The following is a 22,913-nucleotide window of genomic DNA, read 5'->3' on the forward strand; positions in this document are numbered from 1 at the left end:
TCGCGAGCAAGCTCGCTCCCACAGGAGACCCATATGACTGATATACCGATGAGCACCGATGCATTTGAAAAAGCCCTGCGGGCCAAGGGCGCCTTCTACCATATCCATCACCCGTACCACGTGGCGATGTATGAAGGCCGCGCCACCCGCGAGCAGATCCAGGGCTGGGTCGCCAACCGCTTCTACTATCAAGTGAACATCCCGCTGAAGGACGCCGCGATCCTGGCCAACTGCCCGGACCGTGAAATCCGCCGCGAGTGGATTCAGCGCCTGCTCGACCACGACGGCGCCCCCGGCGAAGACGGCGGCATCGAAGCCTGGCTGCGCCTGGGCCAGGCCGTCGGCCTCGACCCGGACCAACTGCGCTCCCAGGAGCTGGTGTTGCCCGGCGTGCGCTTTGCGGTGGACGCCTACGTCAACTTCGCCCGCCGCGCCTGCTGGCAGGAAGCCGCCAGCAGCTCGCTGACCGAACTGTTCGCGCCGCAGATCCACCAATCGCGCCTCGACAGCTGGCCGCAGCATTACCCATGGATCGACCCCACCGGCTATGAGTATTTCCGCACCCGCCTGGGCCAGGCTCGCCGCGATGTGGAACACGGCCTGGCGATCACCCTGCAGCACTACACCACCCGCGAAGGCCAGGAGCGTATGCTGGAAATTCTGCAGTTCAAACTGGACATCCTGTGGAGCATGCTCGATGCCATGAGCATGGCCTACGAATTGAAACGCCCGCCCTATCACAGCGTGACCACGCAGCGGGTCTGGCATAAAGGGATCGCCCTATGAGCTTTGATCGCAGCAAGAAACCGACCTGGCGCCAGGGTTATCGCTACCAGTACGAGCCCGCGCAAAAAGGCCATGTACTGCTCTACCCCGAGGGCATGATCAAGCTCAATGAAAGTGCCGCCTTGATCGGTGGACTGATCGACGGCGAGCGCGACGTCGCCACGATCATCGATGAGCTGGATAAACAATTTCCCGGTGTGCCTGAGCTGGGCAATGATGTAGAGCAATTCATGGAGGTCGCCCGTGCCGAGCACTGGATCACCCTTGCCTGAAAAACCAGCCATCGGCCTGCCCTTGTGGCTGCTCGCTGAGCTGACCTATCGCTGCCCGCTGCAGTGCCCGTATTGCTCCAACCCGCTGGATTTCGCCGAGCAGGGCAAGGAACTGAGCACCGAGCAGTGGTTCAAGGTGTTTCGCGAAGCCCGTGAGATGGGCGCCGCGCAGTTGGGCTTTTCCGGCGGCGAACCGCTGGTGCGCCAGGATCTCGCCGAACTGATCGCCGAAGCGCGCAAGCTGGGCTTCTACACCAACCTGATCACCTCCGGCATCGGCCTGACCGAGCAGAAGATCAGCGACTTCAAGAAGGCTGGCCTGGACCACATCCAGATCAGCTTCCAGGCCAGCGACGAACAGGTGAACAACCTGCTGGCCGGCTCGAAAAAGGCCTTCGCGCAAAAGCTGGAAATGGCCCGCGCAGTGAAGGCTCATGGCTATCCGATGGTGCTGAACTTCGTCACCCATCGGCACAATATCGACAAGATCGACCGCATCATCGAGCTGTGCATTGCGCTGGAAGCGGATTTTGTCGAACTCGCCACCTGCCAGTTCTATGGCTGGGCGCAGCTCAATCGCGTGGGGTTGTTGCCGACCCAGGAACAGTTGGTGCGCGCCGAACGCATCACCAACGAATACCGCGCCAAGCTCGAAGCCGAAGGGCACCCGTGCAAGCTGATTTTCGTCACCCCGGATTACTACGAAGAACGCCCGAAAGCCTGCATGAACGGCTGGGGCAGCATCTTTCTGACCGTAACCCCGGACGGTACCGCCCTGCCCTGCCACGGCGCCCGACAGATGCCGGTGCAGTTTCCCAACGTGCGCGACCACAGCATGCAGCACATCTGGTACGACTCTTTCGGCTTCAACCGCTTTCGCGGCTACGACTGGATGCCCGAGCCGTGCCGTTCATGCGATGAAAAGGAAAAGGACTTCGGCGGCTGCCGCTGCCAGGCGTTCATGCTGACCGGGGATGCGAGCAATGCCGACCCGGTGTGCAGCAAGTCCGAGCACCACGGCATCATCCTTCAAGCACGGGAAGAGGCCGAACACGCCACCCAGACCATCGAGCAACTGGCCTTTCGCAACGAGCGCAACTCACGACTCATCGCAAAAAGCTGAGAGCCTCAGCGTTTGGCGATGATGTACACCGCGTGAATGATGCCTGGGAAGTAACCGCACAAGGTCAGCAGAATATTCAGCCAGAACGCGCCGGCGAAACCCACTTGCAGGAACACTCCCAGTGGCGGCAACAGAATGGCGATGATGATACGAATGATGTCCATGGGTTCAGCTCCTGAAAATCGGCTCGTGTGAGCCGTGTAGCTAATCGACCTTGGACGTTCGTGAGGGTTCAGTAGGATCTGGCACCGCGACCGTCGTTCGCTGCACAAAAAAAAACGCCCCCAGCCAAAAAAAACAAGCTGGGGGCGCCGCGTATACCGCGAGACGGTTCAGGAATAAGGGGTCAGACGGCGATGCCCTTGCGGCATTGCATTTGTGCGGTGCGTACCCGGGAAAAGGCGTGCCCCAGGCGCAGGAGCATTTCGTCGATGTTGCTTTTGCTCACCGTCAGGGCCGGGGTGAAGCGCAGGCAGTTGGGTTGCGGGGCGTTGAGGATCAGTCCTTCGTCCAGAGCCGCTTTTACTACGGCATCCGCAGAATCATCCGATAACGTCAGTCCCCACATCAGGCCGTGGCCGCGCAGTTGACCATGGCCATAGCGATAAGCCAGGCGAGCCAGACCTTCGCCGAGGTAACAACCAGACTCACGCACATGCTCGAAGAAGCCATGCCCCAGCACAGCATCGAGCACCGCCCCCCCGGCGCAGGCCATCAGCGCATTGCCATGATGGGTGCCTTCCAGCTCACCGACTTCAAAGCAACAAGCCTTGCCACGCGCCAGCAGTGCCGCCAGCGGTACACCACCGCCCAGGCCTTTGCCGAGCGCAATGATGTCGGCGCGTACACCGTACTGCTCTTCGGCGAGCAAGGTGCCGCAACGGCCGATGCCGGTTTGCACTTCGTCGAGGATCAGCAGAATGCCCAGCTCGCGGCACAGCCGTTCGACACCCTTGAGGTAATGCTCGGTCGCCGGGATGACGCCGGCTTCGCTCTGGATCGGCTCGAGCATGATGGCAACGGTTTGCGCGTCAACGGCCGCGTGCAGCGCCGCCAGGTCGTTGAGCGGGACGTGGCTGAAGCCCGGCAGTTGCGGTTCAAAGCGGTTTTCACGGCTGCTCGCCGAGGCCGACATCGCCGCGAAGCTGCGCCCATGGCAACCGTTGCTGGCGCTGATGATGCGATAAGCACCGCCGCGATACAGCTGGCCCCACTTGCGTGCCAGTTTGATCGCCGCTTCGCAGGCTTCCGCGCCGCTGTTGAGCAAATACGCCTGGTCGCTGCCGGTGCGGTGGCACAGGCGGTCGACGAGGTTGAGTTGGGGACGGTTATGCAAGCCGTTACCGGGATTGATCAGCGCCTGGGCCTGATCGGCCAGGGCCCGGATCAATACCTGCGGGCTGTGGCCGAGGCTGTTGGCCGCGCAGCCCTGGCTGAAGTCCAGATAGGCGCGATCATCGCTGTCCCACAACCAGGAACCCTGGCCGCGCACAAAGACCTGCGGGGGGCGCGCTACGGTAGGCATCAGGCATCCACTGGGAAAATCTTCGCCACAAGCATCCAGGATCAGGTCATCCAGACTGGCCGCCGAGCGGCGCAAATTGAACAGGTTCACACTTTTCCTCCCATGGCAACCATGCCGTGGTCGGTGTACCCCGCAAAACCCGCCTGGAGGTTTTTTGACTTGCCTATGCAAACACCATCAACATAAACGCTAATCATCGCCCGATCTGGCCCTGTAAGCCTTGTGGATAGGCGCTAGACTAGGCGTCTTGGGGGCCAACGGCCATTTCGATTTTCCAGCTTTTCCGATAAGAATTACTTATGGATTTTAAGCAACTGCGTTATTTCGTCGCGGTGTATGAGGAAGGCCACGTAGGCCGTGCCGCTGAGCGCCTGTCGATCTCCCAACCGGCTCTGTCACAGCAGATCCGCCAGCTCGAACAAAACCTCGATGTGAGCCTGTTCGAACGCAGCAGCAAACGCCTGCTGCCGACCCTCGCGGCCCATACGTTATACAACCACGCCTTGCCGTTGATCGATGGCATGCAACAAGCCGTGGAGGCGTTGCGCAACTTCAAGGGCCAGGCATTGCGCACCTTGGCCATCGGTGTGTTGCAAACCGTACACACCAGCCTGGTGCCGCAGATGCTGGAGCGTGTGCGCAAGGCCCAGCCGCACCTGGTGGTGCAAATCTACGAACTGACCGGGCTGGAGATTGAACGGCGCCTGCTCAATGGCTCGCTGGACATCGGCATCAGTTACCTGCCGCCCCGCCAGCCGGGGCTGCACGGCGTGCTGCTGTATGAAGATGAGCTGAAGGTGGTCATCCCGGAGGATCACCCCCTGCGTGAATTCAAGAAAGTCTCCCTGACACAAGCGGCCGAGTTGCCGATGTTGCTGCTCGGGGAGGAGTTTCAGATCCGGCAGATCTGGCAGGGCCAGCTATCCAACCTCGGGCGGCGCCCGCAGGTGCAGGCGGAGTTGAATACCATGGTGGGGATTCTCGACAGCCTGCCGCATACCAAACTGGCCACGGTGCTGCCGGGACGTTCCCAGGACCAACACAACAGCCAGTCGCTGCTGTGGAAACCCTTGAGTGAACCGAGGGTGCCGCTGAAAGTCGGGTTGGTGTGCCGCGATGTGCAGCGCCAGCAAGCGACGTTGGCGCTGCTGCGCACCTTGCTGGAGGACGTGATGAACGCCCCGCAGGTGCCGGGCTGACTTTTTCGCGGGCAAAAGAAAACCCCGCCGAAGCGGGGCTTTGCAGACTGTTTCCCTGACATCCATTTCACTCCGCCATCCTGGCAGAATCCTACGTGTCCGTGTTGTTGCTTTGCGCTTCCTGCGCGACGTCCATGTGAAGTAGATTATCCGTGGATCCAATTTGGCGATAGAGGACGATTAGCAGCACGTCATGTAAGAGAATGCTTACAAAGCCTCTACACCCTTAGAACAGGGCCTCATCCAGCAAGAACAGCGATTCGCTACCGGCTTTTACCGACGCGCTCAACGACTGAATACGCGGCAGCAGACGGGCAAAGTAGAAACGTGCGGTGCCCAGCTTGCTGGCGTAGAAACCTTCCTCGGCTTCTTTGCCCAGCGCCGCCTTGGCCATCCTTGCCCACATGTAGGCGTAGGCCATGTAACCGAATGCATGCAAATACTCCACCGAGGCCGCACCGATTTCATTCGGGTTGCTCTTGGCACGGTCCAGCACCCAGGCCGTCAACTCATCCAGGCTATCCACCGCGGCATTGAGCGGCGCGGTGAACTCAGCCAGCTCCGCGCCCGCGGTGGCGGTGAACTGGCGGATCTCGTCGGCGAACAGGGTGTAGAACGCGCCGCCGCTGCCGACAATCTTGCGTCCCATCAGGTCCAGGGCCTGAATGCCGTTGGTGCCTTCGTAGATCTGGGTAATGCGTACATCACGCACCAATTGCTCCTGGCCCCACTCGCGGATGTAACCGTGGCCGCCAAAGATTTGTTGGCCGAGTACCGTGGTTTCGAGGCCCAGATCGCTGAGGAATGCCTTGGCCACCGGGGTCAGCAAGGCCACCAGGTTATCCGCGCGCTCGCGGGCGGCGGCGTCTTCGCTGAACTTGGCGATATCCAGTTGCATCGCCACATATGTGGAGAATGCACGGCCGCCTTCGTTCGACGCCTTCATGGTCAACAGCATGCGACGCACGTCGGGGTGGACGATGATCGGGTCGGCGACTTTGTCCTTGGCCTGGGCACCGGTCGGCGCACGGCTCTGCAGGCGGTCGCGCGCATATTCAATCGCGTTCTGGTAGGACCGCTCACCGGACGCCAGGCCCTGGATGCCTACGCCCAGACGCTCGTAGTTCATCATGGTGAACATTGCCGCCAGGCCCCGGTTAGGCTCGCCCACCAGGTAACCCACGGCTTGGTCGAAGTTCATCACACAGGTCGCCGACGCTTGAATCCCCATCTTGTGTTCGATGGAACCGCAGCTCACCGGGTTACGCGCGCCCAGGCTGCCGTCGGCATTGACCATGAACTTCGGCACCAGGAACAGCGAAATGCCCTTCGGCCCCGCAGGCGCATCCGGCAGTTTGGCCAGGACCAGGTGGATGATGTTCTCGGTGAGGTCGTGTTCGCCGCCGGTGATGAAGATCTTGGTGCCGCTGATGGTGTAGGAACCGTCCGCCTGAGGCTCGGCCTTGGTGCGGATAATGCCCAGATCGGTGCCGGCATGCGCCTCGGTCAGGCACATGGAACCGGCCCACTTGCCGGAGTACATATTCGGCAGGTAGGTGGCCTTGAGTGCTTCACTGGCGTGGGTGTTGATCGACACGCAGGCGCCGGAAGTCAGCATCGGGTACAGGCCAAACGCCAGGCTCGACGAGTTGATCATCTCTTCGACTTGCGCCGACACCGCCTTGGGCATGCCCATGCCGCCAAACGCCGGATCGCCGCCTACGCCCACCCAGCCGCCTTCGGCGTAGGTGGTGTAGGCCTGTGGAAAGCCATCCGGGGTGCTGACAACCGTGTCGGCCCAGCGGCAGCCCTGTTCATCGCCGCTGCGGCTGAGCGGGGCGATGGATTTGGCGGTGACTTTACCGGCTTCTTCGAGGATTGCCTCAACGGTTTCGGCGTCGACAGTGTCTGCCAATGCCGGCAATTGGGCCCAAAGTGTGGCGACCTCAAAAACTTCGTTGAGGACGAAGCGCATATCACGCAGCGGCGCTTTGTAATCAGCCATGGCAAACCTCGTGAGAACGTGAAAAGTAATTCGATAGGGTCGGTTTTACAGGCGCCGAGTGTACCCGAACAACTTTTCAGACACATAGGGTCCACTTTTGACTGATTGGTATTTTTAAGTCATCAGCCGCCGAATGCCTCCGCAGGCAGACTCATCAGGCACTCGCTGCCCGCTTGCACGGCAGCCCGATGGGTGGCGGTGCGCGGCAGCAGGCGCTTGAAGTAAAAGTCGCAGGTGGCCAGCTTGGCCTTGGCGAAGTCGGCATCGTCGTGGGTCTGCGCCGCGATCGCCATGCGCAGCCACAAATAGGCGAGGACGATGTAGCCGCTGTACATCAAGTAGTCCACCGCGGCGGCGCCCACTTCGTCAGGGTTTTTCATCGCGGCCATGCCGACCTCGGTCGTCAGCTCGCCCCATTGCCGGTTCAGTTGATCAAGCTGCGCCACATACGCCTTGAGCTGCGCATGCTCGGCATTCGCCTCACAGAACTTATGCACAATCCGGGTAAAACCGCGCAGCAGCTTGCCCTGGCTGCCCAACACCTTGCGCCCCAGCAAGTCGAGCGCCTGGATCCCGTTGGTGCCTTCGTAGATCGACGCAATGCGGCAATCGCGCACCAACTGCTCCATGCCCCACTCGCGAATAAAACCATGGCCGCCGAACACCTGCATGCCGTGGTTGGTCACTTCCAGCCCGGTGTCGGTCATGAAGGCTTTGCAGATCGGCGTGAGGAATGCCAACAGGTCTTCGGCCTCCTGGCGCTGGCCGGCGTCGGCGCTCAAGTGCGCGGTGTCGAGCAGTTGCGCGGTGAAATAGGTGAGCGCCCGGTTGCCTTCGTTGAACGCCTTCATGGTCAGCAGCATGCGCCGCACGTCGGGATGGACGATGATCGGGTCGGCGGCTTTTTCCGGGGCCTTGGCGCCGGTCAGCGCGCGCATTTGCAGGCGGTCGTTGGCGTACCTGATCGCGCCCTGGAAGCTCGCTTCGCCGTTGCACAGCCCTTGCATCCCGGTGCCGAGGCGCGCGTGGTTCATCATGGTGAACATGCAGTTGAGGCCTTTGTTCGCCTCGCCGATCAAAAAGCCCCTGGCCCCGTCGAAGTTCAGCACGCAGGTGGCCGAGGCCTTGATCCCCATCTTGTGCTCGATGGAGCCGCAATGCACCGCGTTGCGCTCGCCCGAATCGGCATGGAACTTGGGCACGATAAACAGCGAGATGCCTTTGGTGCCGGCCGGGGCGTCCGGCAGCTTGGCCAGCACCAGGTGGATGATGTTGGCGCTCAGGTCGTGCTCACCGGCAGAGATGAAGATCTTGCTGCCGCTGACCGCATAGCTGCCATCCGCCTGGGGCACGGCGCGGGTCTTGATCAGGCCCAGGTCGGTGCCGCAGTGGGCTTCGGTCAGGCACATGGTGCCAGTCCATTCGCCAGCGGTGAGTTTGCTCAGGTAGGTGGCTTTCTGTTCGGCGCTGCCGTGGGCGTGGATCGCCGACATCGCGCCGTGGGTCAGCCCCGGGTACATGCCCCAGGAGGTGTTGCTGGAGCCGATCATTTCGCTGAGCACCAGCCCCAGGGATTGCGGCAAGCCTTGACCGCCGTAGGCCGGGTCGGCTGCCACGCCGTGCCAGCCGCCTTGTACATACTGGGCGAAGGCTTCCTTGAAGCCCTTGGGCGTGGTCACCACGCCTTTGTCGAAATGGCAGCCTTCTTCATCGCCGCTGCGGTTGAGCGGCGCGAGCACGTTCTCGCAGAATTTCGCACCTTCTTCGAGGATCGCGCTGACCATGTCCGGGCTGGCGTCCGTCGCGCCAAGGGCGGCGTAGTGAGCGTGGAAATCAAACACGTTGTCGATCAGAAAGCGCATGTCGCGCAGGGGAGCTTTGTACTCAGGCATGGCAATGTCTCCGGCAGCAGATGGTTTCAACCTACTGCCGGCCACCGCCCCGGACAATCACTGTAGCGCCGCTGAATACAGCACCATCACTCAACCGGCAGCACTCTGCGTGCGTACCGCACCACGGCGGTTTTGCCCGGCCGCAATCACGCAGTTACGCCCCGCGCCCTTGGCGGCATACAGCGCCTGGTCGGCGGATTTGAGCACCTCTTCGGAGGTGCGGTGCTCGGCCTGGCGCTCGGCCACGCCGATGCTGATGGTCACCGAGACACTCGACGCACCGCTGCCCGCGCGCCGCTGGCGACCTTGCAGGTCATCCTGCGGACGGTCCGGGTTGCGCAGCTTGATGTCGTAGTTGGCGATGATCTCGCGGATTTCTTCCAGGTGCGGCATGCATTCATCCAGGGTCTTGCCGGCAAACACCACGGCGAACTCTTCACCGCCATAACGGTAGGCGCGTCCGCCGCCATTGACCTTCGACAGCTTGCTGGCGACCAGGCGCAGCACTTGGTCGCCGACATCGTGGCCATGGGTGTCGTTGAAGCGCTTGAAGTGATCGACGTCGCTCATCGCCAGCACATAGTTGCGCCCCAGTCGCTGCATGCGCTCATTGAGTGCGCGGCGCCCCGGCAGGCCGGTCAACTCGTCACGGAACGCCATCTGATACGCCTCGTGGGCCACCGCGGCCGCAATCATCAGCATCACCTGGCTGCACATGATGTTCAGGGTGAACGGCAGGATAAACGTCTGCGGCAACATCCAGAACAATCCCACCAGCCCCACCATCTGCGCCGCGTGCAGCGGGCGCGGCTGGTACCAGTATTGCGCCGCCAGGGTCAGGAAACCGATCAGGAACATCGGGTACGACAGCTGGATCAGGCTCATCCAGGCGCCATGCAGCGCCGGCCAGCGAATTTCCGCCAGCCAGTTCAGCAGCGCCTGGGGATAACTTTGCTCCAGCGCCAACGCGACACTGCCGACCGCCAGCAGCACCGCACAGCGCGCGACAAAATCACGGAACAAGTGGGTTTTTTCCTGCCACAGCCCATAGAGGCCGAACAGCAGCGGCAGCAACAGGCAGCACAAGTGGAACACCACTGCGGCGTCTTCGCGCACGCGGCCGTTGTCGCGGTAGTAGTCGGTCTGGGTGTCGAGCAGGAAGTAGGCGATGTACACCGTGATCATCAGGAACAGTTCACGCTGGCGACGATAGACCGCGCAATACGAACCGCCGAGCAACAGCACCAGGGTCGGCAACACGTTGAACAGCGAGGTGAAGAAGACGTTGAGGTCCTTGACATACGCAGCCGAGAGCCCGGCCAGTAACAGCAGCAATGAAGGGAGGAAATGACTGAAACGTAAAGCGGACGCGCGTGACAAGGGTAAAACTCCGACCCGCCAGGAATGATGGCACTGTGCCTTACTCCAGACAGTTAAACATACCCTGCCCGGCCTGTATCACATTGCCATCACTGTAACGGCAGCCAATCGCAATCCCTGAGCGCCCCGCTGCGTTTTTTCTCGGCAAAAAAAAACCGTCGCCCCCAACAGGAGCGACGGTTTTTCAAGTGGGCTCGGTGAGGCTTAGTAAGCCAGGCCGAAGTCCTCTTCTTTCATGTCCATCAGGTTGTTGGCGCCCGACAGCATGGTGGCCACGTGAGTACGGGTACGCGGCAGGATGCGCTGGAAGTAGAAGCGCGCGGTCTGCAGCTTGGCGGTGTAGAACGCCGCTTCGCTGGTGCCGGCGGCCAGTTTTTCGGCCGCCAGGCGTGCCATGTCGGCCCAGAAGTAAGCCAGGCAGGCGTAACCGGAGTACATCAGGTAGTCCACCGACGCGGCACCGACTTCTTCACGGTCTTTCATCGCCGCCATGCCGACCTTCATGGTCAACTCGCCCCACTCTTTGTTCAGCGCGGCCAGCGGTGTCACGAACTCTTTGACCGCTTCGTTGCCTTCGTTGGCCTGGCAGAACTTGTGGACGATCTTGGTGAAGCCCTTCAGCGCTTCGCCTTGGGTCATCAGCACTTTACGGCCGAGCAGGTCCAGCGCCTGGATGCCGGTGGTGCCTTCGTACAGCATCGAAATGCGGCTGTCGCGCACGTTCTGCTCCATGCCCCACTCGGCGATGAAGCCGTGACCGCCGTAGATCTGCACGCCGTGGTTGGCGGACTCGAAGCCGACTTCGGTCATGAACGCCTTGGCGATCGGGGTCATGAAGGCCAGCAGGCCATCGGCCTGTTTCTTGGCTTCGTCGTCGGTGCCGTACTTGACGATGTCCACTTGCTTGGCGGTGAAGTACACCATCGCACGGTTACCTTCGGCGAAGGCTTTCATGGTCAGTAGCATGCGGCGCACGTCAGGGTGGACGATGATCGGGTCGGCCGCTTTGTCCGGCGCTTTCGGGCCGGTCAGGGAACGCATTTGCAGGCGATCGCGAGCGTATTTCAGGCCGCCCTGGAAGCCGATCTCGGCGTGGGCCAGGCCTTGCAGCGCGGTGCCCAGGCGAGCGGTGTTCATAAAGGTGAACATGCAGTTCAGGCCTTTGTTCGCCGGGCCGATCAGGAAACCGGTGGCTGCGTCGAAGTTCATCACGCAGGTGGCGTTACCGTGGATGCCCATCTTGTGTTCCAGGGAACCGCAGGTCACCGCGTTGCGCGCACCGATCGAGCCATCGGCGTTCGGCAGGAATTTGGGCACGATGAACAGCGAGATGCCTTTGGTACCGGCCGGTGCGTCCGGCAGGCGGGCCAATACGATATGGACGATGTTATCGGCCATGTCGTGTTCGCCGGCCGAGATGAAGATCTTGGTGCCGGAGACTTTGTAGGTGCCGTCGGCCTGAGGCTCGGCCTTGGTGCGCAGCATGCCCAGGTCGGTGCCGCAGTGAGGCTCGGTCAGGCACATGGTGCCGGTCCATTCGCCCGACACCAGCTTGGTCAGGTAGGCGTCTTGTTGCTCGGGGGTGCCGTGCTCGGAGATGGTGTTCATCGCGCCATGGGACAGGCCTGGGTACATGCCCCACGACCAGTTGGCTTCGCCGACCATTTCGCTGACCGCCAGGCCCAGGGATTCCGGCAGGCCTTGGCCACCGTGCTCCACGTCATGGGCCAGGCTCGGCCAGCCGCCTTCAACGAACTGTTGGTAGGCTTCTTTGAAACCAGTAGGGGTCTTAACGCCTGACTCGCTCCAGGTACACCCTTCGATGTCACCCACGCGGTTCAACGGTGCCAGTACTTGCTCACAAAACTTGGCGCCTTCTTCGAGAATGGCGTCAACCATGTCCGGAGTAGCGTCCTGGCAAGCCGGCAGGCTTTGATAATGCGCTTCATAGCCGAGCAGTTCGTCACGAACGAAGCGAATATCACGCAAGGGGGCCTTGTAGTCAGGCATAGCGATAAACCTCTGCTGATGTGTCTGGGATGAACAACCGCGTGGGATTTGTTATGGCGGTCAAACAGGTGTTTGAAACATACGTTTACGACCTGGGGATGTCAAGCGTCGTCCCGCTGCCGTTTGTCATGACACCGCTCAAGAGCGCGCACGACGATGCCTGCGGCGAGGCGCCACAAGGGTTATCGGGAAAAAGGCGAAGGTGCAGGCGCGAGCGGTGTGCCTGGCACACCGCGTTGCTTCAGGGGGTCAGGCGAAGGTGTCGATCAACGTGCCGAGCATTTCATCGGAAGCCTTGGCGACTTTCGCGCCCAGCTCCACCTGAAACTTGCCTTGGGCCATTTCGACCATATTGCTCGCCGAGTTGGTCGGCTGGGCGCGGTCATTGGCCCGTAGCAGGTCGCTCTGGGCGTCCGACGGCTGGGTAGTGGCGGTGCTGGCAATCCTGCCGGCGGCCTGGTCGACGCGGCTCTGCCCGGTTTGAATCGTGCTCAGGCCTGAATAAAACGCGCTGCTGCCAGAGATTTCCATGGCGTGGACCTGCTGAGAGAATCGTGAAGTTGAATTGAAACAGACATCCGGGCAAAAGGCCCGTCAAAAACGCTAATGGCATAATGCCTTATCGATAGCCAAAATCAGTCAAGCAAGTCCAAGTGCAGGTACTCAGCCACCGCGTCGCTGCTGGCGTGCTTGAGTTTGGGCACCCGGCCCAGGCACGGCGCGGGCAAGCGTTCGGCCAGGGTGGCGAGGTTTTCTTCCAGACGAGAGGTCTTCGGCTCGATGATATTCGCCACCCAACCGGCCAGCGGCAGGCCATCGCGTGCGATCGCTTCGGCGGTGAGCAGGGCATGGCTGATGCACCCCAGGCGCACGCCCACCACCAGGATCACCGGCAATTGCAGCGCCATGGCCAGGTCGGACAGGTTGTCCTGGTCGGCCAACGGCACGCGCCAGCCGCCCGCGCCTTCGATCAGGGTGAAATCCGCTTTTCGCGCCAGGATCTGTTGCATGGGTTTGAGCAGCGATTGCACCGTCAGCGCAACGCCCGCCTCGCGCGCGGCCAGGTGCGGCGCGATGGCCGGCTCGAACGCCACCGGGTTGACCTCGGCATAACTCAACGGCAACGAACACTCGGCCAGCAGTGCCAGCGCATCGGCGTTGCGCAAGCCTTTGGCGGTGACCTGGCAACCGGAAGCCACCGGCTTGCCGGCGGCGGTGCTTTTGCCGGCCAGGCGCGCGGCATGCAGCAGGCCGGCGGCGATGGTGGTCTTGCCGACATCGGTATCGGTGCCGGTGATGAAATAAGCGGCGTTCATAGCGGTTTCTCCAGTACGGCGTACACCACTTGGTAGGTGGCCGGCAGGCCCTGGGCCTGGCGGAACTGCTCGTAGGCGTCGATCAGTGCAACAATCCGCGCGCGGCCCGTCAACCCTCCCGGCCGCCCCGGGTTGAGATTGTGCGCGCCAAGCGCTTTCAATTCGTGGGTCAGGCTGCGCACATCCGGGTAATGCAACACATGAGCACGCCGCTCCAGGCTCCGCACCTTGAAGCCACTGGCCGCGCACAGCTGTTGATAGGCTTCGAAGCTGCGGAAGCGGTTGACGTGGACCCGCCCGTCCACCGCCCGCCAGCTTTCGCGCAACTCGTCCAATGTGCCCACGCACAAGCTGGCGAACGCCAGCACGCCGCCCGGCTGCAGCACGCGATAGGCTTCGCTGAGCACCGCCGCGAAATCCGCGCACCATTGCACTGCCAGGCTGGAGAAGATCAACCCGCAGCTGGCCGCCTGCAACGGCAGGCGCTCGGCGTCACCGGCGATGAAATACTGCGCGCCGCCCAACGGCCGCGCATGGTCGAGCATGCCTTGGGCAATATCCAGCGCCACGCCTTGGCCGGCCGGCAGCCGTTCGCCCAGCACGCGGCTGAAATAACCGGTGCCGCAGCCCATGTCCAACCAGCGCTGCGCGCTGCAGGCCGGCGGCAGACGGGTCAGCAATTCATGCCCCACCGCGCGCTGCAACTCGGCCACGCTGTCGTAACTGGCGGCGGCACGGGAAAAGGAGGCCGCCACCTGACGCTTGTCCGGCAACGCGCCTGGCAGGCAGGCATGGGCTAAATCAGTCATCAACGCACTCGTGCAAAAAAGCCTGGATGGCCCCCGCTACACCGTGGGGGTCCTCCAGGAGAAAAGCGTGGCCGGCCTGTTCAATCAGGCCGATTTCGACATCGGGCAGCAGGCTCAGCAGGTCGCTGGCGGCTTCGGCGGGCACCAATTCATCCAGGCCCGCGAACAGGTGCAATTGCGGGCCGCGGTAGGCCACCAAGGCGTCGCGGGTATCCAGTTGGGCAAGCAGCTCGAGGCCGCTCATCAACACGTCCGACGGCGTCTGTGGTGCCGCGCTGGCCAGCAGACGCGCCAACCCGCGCGGGTCCGCGGCGCCTTTGGCGCACAACAGGCCGAAGCGCTTGAGGGTGACCGGGGCGTCGGCGTGGCAACCGGCGAGGAACGCCTCGAAGGTTGCGCCAGGCATCGCGTTCGGCCAGCCATCACGGGCGACGAAACACGGGTTGCTCGCCAGGGTCAGCAACCCACAACAACGCTCGCCGCGCCGCGCGGCCAGCCCGGAAGCGAGCATGCCGCCCAACGACCAGCCACCGAGCCAGGCGTTGTCCGGCAGGCTCGCGTCGAGTTCGTCGAGCCATTCATCCAGGTCGCTGGAGGCCAACGCCGGCAACGGCTCGACCTGTACGCGCAGGTGTTCGTTCAGGCCGTGCAGGGCGGCGGCCAACGGCTCCAGCGGCGACACGCCGAGGCCCCAGCCGGGCAGCAGGATCAAGCGATCACGCATGGTCGGGCTCCGTCGTACCGGACAAGCGGAAACACGCTTCCAATGCGTTTAACAATAGCTGCACCTGCGCCGCGCTGTGGGCCGCGGTCAGCGTCACGCGCAAACGGGCGCTGCCGGCGGGCACGGTGGGCGGGCGGATCGCGGTGACCATCAGGCCGCGCTCGCGCAACATCCGCGACAACGCCATGGCCTTGGCACTGTCGCCGATCAGGATCGGCTGAATCGGCGTGAAGCTGTCCATCAGCGTCAGGCCGATCTGCTCGGCGCCGTGACGGAACTGGCGGATCAGGCCGTTGAGGTGCTCGCGCCGCCAATGCTCGGTGCGCAGCAGCTCCAGGCTTTTGAGGGTGGCGCAGGCCAGGGCCGGGGGTTGGCTGGTGGTGTAGATGTAGGGCCGGGCGAACTGGATCAGGCTTTCGATCAAATCGTCACTGCCTGCGACAAAGGCGCCCGCAGTGCCGAACGCTTTGCCCAGGGTGCCGACCAGCACCGGCACATCCGCCTGGCTCAGGCCGAAATGCTCGACGATACCGCCGCCGTTCGCGCCCAACGGGCCGAAACCATGGGCGTCGTCCACCATCAACCAGGCGCCTTTGGCCCGCGCTTCACGGGCCAGCGCCGGCAAGTCGGCGAGGTTGCCGTCCATGCTGAACACGCCATCGGTGACCACCAGGGTATTGCCGGTGGCTTTCTCCAGGCGCTTGGCCAGGCTGGCGGCGTCGTTGTGCAGGTAGCGATTGAAGCGCGCCCCGGACAGCAGGCCGGCATCCAGCAATGAAGCATGGTTGAGGCGGTCTTCCAGCACCGTATCGCCCTGCCCCACCAGCGCCGTGACCGCACCGAGGTTGGCCATGTAACCGGTGGTAAACAACAACGCACGCGGGCGGCCGGTGAAGTCGGCCAGGGCTTCTTCCAGCGCATGGTGCGGCATGGCATGCCCGACCACCAGGTGCGAAGCGCCACCGCCCACGCCCCAACGGGACGCACCGGCACGCCAGGCCTCGATCACCTGCGGGTGATTGGCCAGGCCCAGGTAATCGTTACTGCAGAACGCCAGTAACGGTTGACCGTCCACTACTACTTCCGGGCCTTGCGGGCTGTCCAGCAGAGGGCGTTGGCGGTAAAGGTGTTCGGCACGACGGGCAGCGAGACGCGCGGCGAGATCGAAAGACATGCAGGCCTCGGCAGATCAGAGAAATGTAAGACAGGGCGCGATCCCCTGTGGGAGCTGGCTTACCTGCGATAGCGGCAGGACTGTCACCACCGAAGTGTCAGAAAGACCGCTATCGCAGGCAAGCCAACTCCCACATTTGGATCGCCGTGGTGCTTTAAACCGCGGCGTTGTAGAACTGCTCGCTGCTTTTCTGTTCCACCAACGCTTGCTCGATCGCCGCCTGGTGGACTTCGTCGGCGTGCTCTTCCCGCGCTTCCGGCAAGATGCCCAGGCGCGAGAACAGTTGCATGTCCTTGTCGGCCTGCGGGTTGGCGGTGGTCAGCAGTTTGTCGCCGTAGAAAATCGAGTTGGCGCCGGCAAAGAACGCCAGGGCCTGCATCTGCTCGTTCATCGCCTCACGGCCGGCCGACAGGCGCACATGGGACTGCGGCATCAGGATGCGCGCCACCGCCAGCATGCGGATAAAGTCGAACGGGTCGATCTCCTCGGCGTTTTCCAGCGGCGTGCCGGCCACCTTCACCAGCATATTGATCGGCACCGATTCCGGATGCTCCGGCAGGTTGGCCAGCTGGATCAGCAGGTTGGCGCGGTCGTCGAGGGACTCGCCCATGCCGAGAATGCCGCCGGAGCAGATCTTCATCCCCGAATCGCGCACATAGGCCAGGGTTTGCAGGCGCTCGGCGTAGGTGCGGGTGGTGATGATCGAGCCGTAGAACTCCGGCGACGTGTCGAGGTTGTGGTTGTAGTAGTCGAGGCCGGCCTGGGCCAGGGCTTCGGTCTGGTCCTGGTCGAGACGGCCGAGGGTCATGCAGGTTTCCAGGCCCATGGCCTTCACGCCTTTGACCATCTGCAGCACGTAGGGCATGTCTTTGGCCGACGGATGTTTCCACGCCGCGCCCATGCAGAAGCGGGTCGAACCGATGGCCTTGGCGCGGGCCGCCTCTTCGAGGACCTTCTGCACTTCCATCAGCTTTTCTTTTTCCAGGCCGGTGTTGTAGTGGCCCGACTGCGGACAATATTTGCAATCTTCCGGGCAGGCGCCGGTCTTGATCGACAGCAGGGTCGACACCTGCACACGGTTCGCATCGAAATGCGCGCGGTGTACGGTCTGCGCCTGGAACAACAGGTCATTGAACGGTTGCACGAACAGTGCTTTGACTTCGGCCAAGGACCAATCGTGACGCAGGGTGGCAGTGGTGCTGGCGCTCATGGGCGATTCCTTGATTATGCTTTGGCAAACGCTGCGGGAAGGGCAATACCCACAGGCACGACACGGATGCTCGGCATATTTAAGGAAGATTCATGCACTGTCAACCTGGATACAAACACCAAGTTTACATATGGTCAAAAAACGTACAGCACTGTTTAATCTGCGATGAAGCCACTGAGTCGGCCGATTGTGTGTGCAACGCCTGCGAAACCGAGCTGCCCTGGCTGATGGAGCAGTGCGAGGTCTGCGCCCTGCCCCTGCCGCTGGACGGTCTGATCTGCGGCCAATGCCAGAAACACCCGCCGGCCTTTAAACAGGTCATCGCCGCCTGGCGCTACAGCTTCCCCGTCGATAGCCTGATCAGCCGCTTCAAGCATCAGGCGCGCTGGCCCCTCGGGCATCTGCTGGGGCGCTTGCTGGGACGCCATCTGCAACACCGCTTCGACAATGCCGAACTGCCGCGCCCCGACTGCCTGCTGCCGGTGCCCATGGCGCGCAAACGCCTGCGCGAGCGCGGTTATAACCAGGCGTTGATGCTGGCACGCTGGCTCAGCGCCGAACTGCACATTGCCTACAATGAACACCTGTTGTTACGCCCCAGTGAAACCGTCGCGCAACAGGCGCTCGACGCCAAGAGCCGCCAACGCAACCTGCGCGGCGCCTTCGCCCTGGCGCGCGACATACCGGTACAGGACCGCCACTTTGCGCTGGTCGACGACGTGCTCACCACCGGTGCGACCGCCCATAGCCTGGCACGTCTGTTGATGGAGGCCGGGGCGCGGCAGGTCGACGTGTACTGCCTGGCGCGCACGCCCAAACCGGGTGCCTGACTTGACTCCGGCCGGCCTTGCCCGCAACGTTCCGCTCATCTCATCGAAGCGTAACCCCATGTCTCTGCCGACCTCCCTCAGCCAACACATCATCCGTCGCCCGCAGCGCATCGCTTTGCTCGCGCATATCGCCGAGCAGGGCTCGATCACCCGCGCGGCGAAAAGCGCCGGCTTGAGCTACAAAGCGGCCTGGGACGCCATCGACGAACTGAACAACCTCGCGCAAAACCCGTTGGTGGAACGCAGCGTCGGCGGCAAGGGCGGCGGCGGCGCCAGGCTGACGGCCGAAGGCGAGCGCGTGCTGCGCCTCTATCAGCGCCTGCAAGTGTTACAGGCCGAAGTGCTCGGCTCGGACGAAGCCGCCAGCGACTTCAACCTGCTGGGCCGCCTGATGCTGCGCACCAGTGCGCGCAACCAACTGCATGGCCAGGTCGTCGCCATCGAGCGTCACGGCCGCAATGATCTGATCCGCCTGCAACTGGCCGGCGGCCTGAGCCTGAGCGCGCAGATCACCCACGACAGCACGCAACGGCTGGAGCTGGAAGCCGGTGTCGAAGTGGTCGCCCTGATCAAGGCCGGCTGGCTGGAGGTGTGCGCCAGCCAGCACCCAGAAACACCTGGACACAATTGCCTGATCGGCAGCGTCGACGCCATTCTCGACGCCGAGGACGGCCCCAGCGAAGTGCGAATCGCCCTGCCCAACGGCCAGGTACTTTGCGCCCTGGCCCAGCCCCACGCGCTCAAGGCCCTGGATGCCGCCGAAGGTCAGCCGATCCAGGTGCAATTCGCGCCGAGCAATGTATTGCTCGGCACGCCCGTCTAAGCGCCGGGCCTGCTGCGCCCGCCGTCAAACTGCAACAATTTCGTCATGCCCGCTCCTTATGGTGTCTGCAAAAACCGCAGGGAGCCTGACATGAGCCTATTAGAAGAAAACCAAGCCACCGACCTCGAACAGATGGTCGGCCTCACCCGCCGCCGCTTCATCGGCGCCGGTGCCCTGTGCGGAGCCGCGATGTTCCTCGGCGGCAACCTGCTGACCCGCAGCGCGCTGGCCGTGAATGCCGCCAACGCCAGCCCGCTGCTGGGGTTCGCCAGCATCGCCGCCGCCACCAGCGACAGCATCACCCTGCCGCCCGGCTACAGCGCCTCGGTGCTGATCAGTTGGGGCCAGCCGCTGCACAAGAATGCCCCGGCGTTCGACCCGTCCGGCAACGGCACGGCCAAGGCCCAGGAGCAGCAGTTCGGTGACAACAACGATGGCATGAGCCTGTTCGCCTTCCCCGGCGACGACAACCGCGCGCTGATGGCGATCAATAACGAATACACCAACTACCGCTACCTCTTCGCCCACGGCGGCGCGCCGCAATCGGCCGAAGACGTGCGCAAGGCCCAGGCCAGCGAAGGTGTGTCGGTGATCGAAGTGCGCCGCCAGGGCGACACCTGGCAGTTCGTCCAGGACTCGCGCTACAACCGGCGCATCCACGGCAACTCGCCGATCCGCCTGAGCGGCCCGGCGGCCGGCCATGACTGGCTGAAAACCAGCGCCGACAAATCCGGCAAAAAAGCCCTCGGCACCTTCCAGAACTGCGCCAACGGCAAGACGCCGTGGGGCACTTATCTGACGTGCGAAGAGAACTTCACCGACTGCTTCGGCAGCAGCAACCCACAACAAACCTTCGACGCCGGGCAAAAGCGCTACGGCGTGGTGGCGGCGAGCAAAGAGATCAACTGGCACCTGCACGACCCGCGTTTCGATATGGCCAAGAATCCCAACGAACTCAATCGCCATGGCTGGGTGGTGGAAATCGACCCGTTCGACCCGCACTCCACTCCCGTCAAACGCACCGCCCTTGGCCGCTTCAAGCATGAAAACGCAGCCCTCGCGGAAACCCGCGACGGCCGCGCCGTGGTGTACATGGGCGACGACGAGCGCGGCGAATTCATCTACAAGTTCGTCAGCCGCGACCCGATCGACCACCAGAACCCCAAGGCCAACAAAGACCTGCTCGACCATGGCACGTTGTTTGTGGCGATCTTCGACGCTGGCGACGGCAACGCCGACCACCCCAAGGGCAACGGCCAATGGGTCGAGCTGACCCATGGCAAGAACGGCATCGACGCCAGCACCGGTTTCGCCAGCCAGGCCGAAGTGCTGATCCATGCACGCCTGGCTGCCAGTGTGGTGAAAGCCACGCGCATGGACCGCCCGGAATGGATCGTGGTCAGCCCCACCGACGGCCAGGTCTATTGCACCCTGACCAACAACGCCAAGCGCGGCGAAGACGGCCAGCCGGTCGGTGGGCCCAACCCACGCGAGAAAAACGTCTACGGCCAGATCCTGCGCTGGAAGCCCAACGCCGATAACCACGGCGCCGCCGATTTCACCTGGGATCTGTTTGTGGTCGCGGGCAACCCCGGCGTGCATGCCGGTACGCCGAAGGGCGGCTCGTCGAACATCAACCCACAGAACATGTTCAACAGCCCCGATGGCCTGGGTTTCGACAAAGCCGGGCGCCTGTGGATTCTGACCGACGGTGACTACAGCAACGGCGGCGACTTCGCCGGCATGGGCAATAACCAGATGCTCTGCGCCGACCCCAACACCGGCGAAATCCGCCGTTTCATGGTCGGGCCGGTGGCGTGCGAGGTGACGGGGATCAGCTTCTCGCCGGATCAGAAGACCTTGTTCGTGGGGATTCAGCATCCCGGCGAAACCGGTGGTTCGACGTGGCCGGAGCATCTGCCCAATGGCAAGCCGCGTTCGTCGGTGATGGCGATTCGGCGGGATGATGGTGGGATCGTGGGCGCCTGACAGACCGCTATCGGGGGCAAGCCCCCTCCCACATGTTGAGTTGTGAATACCTTCAACTGTGAGAGGGGGCTTACCCCTGCCACATGTTGATTTGTAAATACCTTCAACTGTGGGAGGGGGCTTGCCCCTGCCACATGTTGATTTGTGAATACCTTCAACTGTGAGAGGGGGCTTGCCCCTGCCACATTTTGATTTGTGAATACCTTCAACTGTGGGAGGGGGCTTACCCCTGCCACATGTTGATTTGTGAATACCTTCAACTGTGAGAGGGGGCTTGCCCCTGCCACATGTTGAGTTGTGAATACCTTCAACTGTGAGAGGGGGCTTACCCCTGCCACATGTTGAGTTGTGAATACCTTCAACTGTGAGAGGGGGCTTGCCCCTGCCACATGTTGATTTGTGAATACCTTCAACTGTGAGAGGGGGCTTGCCCCCTCCCACATGTTGATTTGTGAATACCTTCAACTGTGGGAGGGGGCTTGCCCCTGCCACATGTTGATTTGTGAATACCTTCAACTGTGGGAGGGGGCTTGCCCCTGCCACATTTTGATTTGTGAATACCTTCAACTGTGAGAGGGGGCTTGCCCCTGCCACATTTTGATTTGTGAATACCTTCAACTGTGAGAGGGGGCTTGCCCCTGCCACATGTTGATTTGTGAATACCTTCAACTGTGGGAGGGGGCTTGCCCCTGCCACATGTTGAGTTGTGAATACCTTCAACTGTGGGAGGGGGCTTGCCCCCGATAGCAATGGCACAGCCGCCCCCTATCTCAAGCCCGGTGCGTTACCATACCCGGCCGGACGCGGCGCCCTGCTGCGCGCAGGAGTTCGCATGGCCCATCCGTTTGAAACACTCACCCCCGACCTGGTGCTCGATGCTGTCGAAAGTATCGGCTTCCTCAGCGATGCACGCGTATTGGCGCTCAACAGCTACGAAAACCGTGTGTATCAAGTGGGCATCGAAGACGCCGAGCCGCTGATCGCCAAGTTCTACCGGCCGCAGCGCTGGAGCAACGAAGCGATCCTCGAAGAACACAGCTTCACCTTCGAACTGGCCGAGTGCGATGTGCCGGTGGTCGCGCCGATGATCCATAACGGCTCAAGCCTGTTCGAACACGCCGGGTTCCGCTTCGCTCTGTTCCCGCGCCGTGGCGGCCGGGCGCCGGAGCCGGGCAATCTGGACCAGCTCTATCGCCTTGGCCAGTTGCTCGGGCGCTTGCACGCGGTCGGCGCGACCCGCCCGTTCGAACACCGCGAAGCCCTGGGCGTGAAGAACTTCGGCCACGACTCCCTCACCACCCTGCTCGAAGGCAACTTCATTCCCAAAAGCCTGCTGCCGGCCTACGAGTCCGTGGCCCGCGACCTGCTCAAGCGTGTGGAAGAGGTGTACAAGGCCACGCCGCACAAGAACATCCGCATGCACGGCGATTGCCACCCCGGCAACATGATGTGCCGCGACGAGATGTTCCACATCGTCGACCTCGATGACTGCCGCATGGGCCCGGCCGTACAGGACCTGTGGATGATGCTCGCCGGCGACCGTCAGGAATGTCTGGGCCAGCTGTCGGAGTTGATGGACGGCTACCAGGAATTCCACGATTTCGACCCGCGCGAACTGGCGCTGATCGAACCGCTGCGGGCCTTGCGCCTGATGCACTACAGCGCCTGGCTGGCGCGGCGCTGGGATGACCCGGCGTTCCCCCACAGCTTTCCGTGGTTCGGCAGTGAGCGGTATTGGGGTGATCAGGTGTTGGCGTTGCGCGAACAGTTGTCGGCGCTCAACGAAGAACCGCTGAAACTGTTCTGACGGCGTTGCTTCCTGTGGGAGGGAGCAAGCCCCCTCCCA

The 22,913-nt window shown here is 62.5% G+C and carries 20 protein-coding genes; 8 read left to right on the forward strand and 12 right to left on the reverse strand.

Annotated elements, in window-relative coordinates:
* Positions 1–33 precede the first annotated feature (33 nt).
* Genes pqqC through pqqE form a run of 3 tightly spaced genes read left to right on the forward strand, consistent with a single transcriptional unit; the run spans position 34 to position 2,181 of the window.
* The gene (pqqC, locus tag MOQ67_RS28980; RefSeq protein ID WP_017847832.1) at positions 34–786 is read left to right on the forward strand and encodes a pyrroloquinoline-quinone synthase PqqC; all 753 of its coding nucleotides are present in this window, start codon (positions 34–36) and stop codon (positions 784–786) included.
* Positions 783–1,058 carry a pyrroloquinoline quinone biosynthesis peptide chaperone PqqD gene (gene pqqD, locus MOQ67_RS28985; protein ID WP_046489112.1) on the forward strand — a complete coding sequence of 92 codons (276 nt, stop codon included), beginning with the start codon at positions 783–785 and terminating at the stop codon, positions 1,056–1,058. The genes pqqC and pqqD overlap by 4 nt, the downstream gene beginning before the upstream one ends.
* Complete coding sequence (pqqE, locus tag MOQ67_RS28990) at positions 1,051–2,181, forward strand: pyrroloquinoline quinone biosynthesis protein PqqE (protein ID WP_017847834.1); 1,131 nt, start codon at positions 1,051–1,053, stop codon at positions 2,179–2,181. Before pqqD ends, pqqE begins: the two co-directional genes overlap by 8 nt.
* A gap of 5 nt (positions 2,182–2,186) precedes the next feature.
* Here pqqE and MOQ67_RS28995 read toward each other — a convergent pair whose 3' ends face one another.
* Both MOQ67_RS28995 and MOQ67_RS29000 read right to left on the reverse strand, forming a co-directional pair.
* Positions 2,187–2,345: a YqaE/Pmp3 family membrane protein gene (locus MOQ67_RS28995; RefSeq protein ID WP_010207008.1), complete on the reverse strand. Its 159-nt coding sequence runs from the start codon at positions 2,343–2,345 to the stop codon at positions 2,187–2,189.
* Positions 2,346–2,527: 182 nt separating this feature from the next.
* Entirely contained in the window at positions 2,528–3,796 is a 1,269-nt protein-coding gene (locus MOQ67_RS29000) for an aspartate aminotransferase family protein (protein WP_017847835.1), read from the reverse strand.
* A 209-nt stretch (positions 3,797–4,005) separates the two neighbouring features.
* On the opposite strand from MOQ67_RS29000, the gene MOQ67_RS29005 reads away from it, so the two are divergent.
* Positions 4,006–4,905, forward strand: a complete 900-nt coding sequence (locus MOQ67_RS29005; protein ID WP_017847836.1) for a LysR family transcriptional regulator — start codon at positions 4,006–4,008, stop codon at positions 4,903–4,905.
* 226 nt (positions 4,906–5,131) lie between these two features.
* Here MOQ67_RS29005 and MOQ67_RS29010 read toward each other — a convergent pair whose 3' ends face one another.
* From MOQ67_RS29010 to bioB, 10 genes are all read right to left on the reverse strand, one after another.
* Positions 5,132–6,910 carry an acyl-CoA dehydrogenase C-terminal domain-containing protein gene (locus MOQ67_RS29010; RefSeq protein WP_017847837.1) on the reverse strand — a complete coding sequence of 593 codons (1,779 nt, stop codon included), beginning with the start codon at positions 6,908–6,910 and terminating at the stop codon, positions 5,132–5,134.
* 122 nt (positions 6,911–7,032) lie between these two features.
* Entirely contained in the window at positions 7,033–8,802 is a 1,770-nt protein-coding gene (locus MOQ67_RS29015) for an acyl-CoA dehydrogenase C-terminal domain-containing protein (protein ID WP_104904342.1), read from the reverse strand.
* Between the two features lie 90 nt (positions 8,803–8,892).
* On the reverse strand, positions 8,893–10,182 hold the full coding sequence (locus tag MOQ67_RS29020; RefSeq protein WP_046489103.1) for a GGDEF domain-containing protein: 1,290 nt from the start codon (positions 10,180–10,182) through the stop codon (positions 8,893–8,895).
* Between the two features lie 204 nt (positions 10,183–10,386).
* Positions 10,387–12,192 (reverse strand): phenylacyl-CoA dehydrogenase, encoded by a 1,806-nt coding sequence (locus tag MOQ67_RS29025; RefSeq protein WP_057005404.1) that lies wholly within the window; start codon positions 12,190–12,192, stop codon positions 10,387–10,389.
* Between the two features lie 249 nt (positions 12,193–12,441).
* Positions 12,442–12,723 carry a hypothetical protein gene (locus MOQ67_RS29030; protein ID WP_046489100.1) on the reverse strand — a complete coding sequence of 94 codons (282 nt, stop codon included), beginning with the start codon at positions 12,721–12,723 and terminating at the stop codon, positions 12,442–12,444.
* A 104-nt stretch (positions 12,724–12,827) separates the two neighbouring features.
* The gene (gene bioD / locus MOQ67_RS29035; RefSeq protein WP_017847842.1) at positions 12,828–13,508 is read right to left on the reverse strand and encodes a dethiobiotin synthase; all 681 of its coding nucleotides are present in this window, start codon (positions 13,506–13,508) and stop codon (positions 12,828–12,830) included.
* Positions 13,505–14,317 carry a malonyl-ACP O-methyltransferase BioC gene (bioC, locus tag MOQ67_RS29040; RefSeq protein ID WP_177029585.1) on the reverse strand — a complete coding sequence of 271 codons (813 nt, stop codon included), beginning with the start codon at positions 14,315–14,317 and terminating at the stop codon, positions 13,505–13,507. Before bioC ends, bioD begins: the two co-directional genes overlap by 4 nt.
* A complete protein-coding gene (locus MOQ67_RS29045; RefSeq protein ID WP_448675739.1) occupies positions 14,310–15,041 on the reverse strand; it encodes an alpha/beta fold hydrolase in 732 nt (243 codons plus the stop codon). The genes bioC and MOQ67_RS29045 overlap by 8 nt, the downstream gene beginning before the upstream one ends.
* On the reverse strand, positions 15,034–16,215 hold the full coding sequence (gene bioF / locus MOQ67_RS29050; RefSeq protein WP_232590947.1) for an 8-amino-7-oxononanoate synthase: 1,182 nt from the start codon (positions 16,213–16,215) through the stop codon (positions 15,034–15,036). The genes MOQ67_RS29045 and bioF overlap by 8 nt, the downstream gene beginning before the upstream one ends.
* A gap of 154 nt (positions 16,216–16,369) precedes the next feature.
* Entirely contained in the window at positions 16,370–17,425 is a 1,056-nt protein-coding gene (bioB, locus tag MOQ67_RS29055; protein ID WP_017847846.1) for a biotin synthase BioB, read from the reverse strand.
* A 92-nt stretch (positions 17,426–17,517) separates the two neighbouring features.
* Between bioB and MOQ67_RS29060 the strand changes: the two genes are divergently transcribed.
* From MOQ67_RS29060 to MOQ67_RS29075, 4 genes are all read left to right on the forward strand, one after another.
* The gene (locus tag MOQ67_RS29060) at positions 17,518–18,255 is read left to right on the forward strand and encodes a ComF family protein (RefSeq protein ID WP_275958609.1); all 738 of its coding nucleotides are present in this window, start codon (positions 17,518–17,520) and stop codon (positions 18,253–18,255) included.
* Positions 18,256–18,313: 58 nt separating this feature from the next.
* Positions 18,314–19,078 carry a TOBE domain-containing protein gene (locus tag MOQ67_RS29065; RefSeq protein WP_126585116.1) on the forward strand — a complete coding sequence of 255 codons (765 nt, stop codon included), beginning with the start codon at positions 18,314–18,316 and terminating at the stop codon, positions 19,076–19,078.
* A gap of 90 nt (positions 19,079–19,168) precedes the next feature.
* Positions 19,169–21,067 (forward strand): PhoX family protein, encoded by a 1,899-nt coding sequence (locus MOQ67_RS29070; RefSeq protein ID WP_046489087.1) that lies wholly within the window; start codon positions 19,169–19,171, stop codon positions 21,065–21,067.
* Positions 21,068–21,899: 832 nt separating this feature from the next.
* Positions 21,900–22,874, forward strand: a complete 975-nt coding sequence (locus MOQ67_RS29075) for a serine/threonine protein kinase (protein WP_017847850.1) — start codon at positions 21,900–21,902, stop codon at positions 22,872–22,874.
* Positions 22,875–22,913: the final 39 nt, after the last annotated feature.

This window comes from Pseudomonas sp. LY-1 (genome assembly GCF_053502595.1).

Excerpts from the sequence above, each read along its gene's own strand:
- pqqD (WP_046489112.1), top strand. The coding sequence starts at position 783 with ATGAGCTTTGATCGCAGCAAGAAACCGACCTGGCGCCAGGGTTATCGC.
- MOQ67_RS29005 (WP_017847836.1), top strand. The coding sequence starts at position 4,006 with ATGGATTTTAAGCAACTGCGTTATTTCGTCGCGGTGTATGAGGAAGGC.
- bioB (WP_017847846.1), bottom strand. The coding sequence starts at position 17,425 with ATGAGCGCCAGCACCACTGCCACCCTGCGTCACGATTGGTCCTTGGCC.
- MOQ67_RS29070 (WP_046489087.1), top strand. The coding sequence starts at position 19,169 with ATGAGCCTATTAGAAGAAAACCAAGCCACCGACCTCGAACAGATGGTC.
- MOQ67_RS29025 (WP_057005404.1), bottom strand. The coding sequence starts at position 12,192 with ATGCCTGACTACAAGGCCCCCTTGCGTGATATTCGCTTCGTTCGTGAC.
- MOQ67_RS29010 (WP_017847837.1), bottom strand. The coding sequence starts at position 6,910 with ATGGCTGATTACAAAGCGCCGCTGCGTGATATGCGCTTCGTCCTCAAC.
- MOQ67_RS29060 (WP_275958609.1), top strand. The coding sequence starts at position 17,518 with ATGCACTGTCAACCTGGATACAAACACCAAGTTTACATATGGTCAAAA.
- MOQ67_RS29045 (WP_448675739.1), bottom strand. The coding sequence starts at position 15,041 with ATGCGTGATCGCTTGATCCTGCTGCCCGGCTGGGGCCTCGGCGTGTCG.
- MOQ67_RS29075 (WP_017847850.1), top strand. The coding sequence starts at position 21,900 with ATGGCCCATCCGTTTGAAACACTCACCCCCGACCTGGTGCTCGATGCT.
- bioD (WP_017847842.1), bottom strand. The coding sequence starts at position 13,508 with ATGAACGCCGCTTATTTCATCACCGGCACCGATACCGATGTCGGCAAG.
- MOQ67_RS29015 (WP_104904342.1), bottom strand. The coding sequence starts at position 8,802 with ATGCCTGAGTACAAAGCTCCCCTGCGCGACATGCGCTTTCTGATCGAC.
- MOQ67_RS28995 (WP_010207008.1), bottom strand. The coding sequence starts at position 2,345 with ATGGACATCATTCGTATCATCATCGCCATTCTGTTGCCGCCACTGGGA.
- MOQ67_RS29065 (WP_126585116.1), top strand. The coding sequence starts at position 18,314 with ATGTCTCTGCCGACCTCCCTCAGCCAACACATCATCCGTCGCCCGCAG.
- bioC (WP_177029585.1), bottom strand. The coding sequence starts at position 14,317 with ATGACTGATTTAGCCCATGCCTGCCTGCCAGGCGCGTTGCCGGACAAG.
- MOQ67_RS29030 (WP_046489100.1), bottom strand. The coding sequence starts at position 12,723 with ATGGAAATCTCTGGCAGCAGCGCGTTTTATTCAGGCCTGAGCACGATT.
- bioF (WP_232590947.1), bottom strand. The coding sequence starts at position 16,215 with ATGTCTTTCGATCTCGCCGCGCGTCTCGCTGCCCGTCGTGCCGAACAC.
- pqqC (WP_017847832.1), top strand. The coding sequence starts at position 34 with ATGACTGATATACCGATGAGCACCGATGCATTTGAAAAAGCCCTGCGG.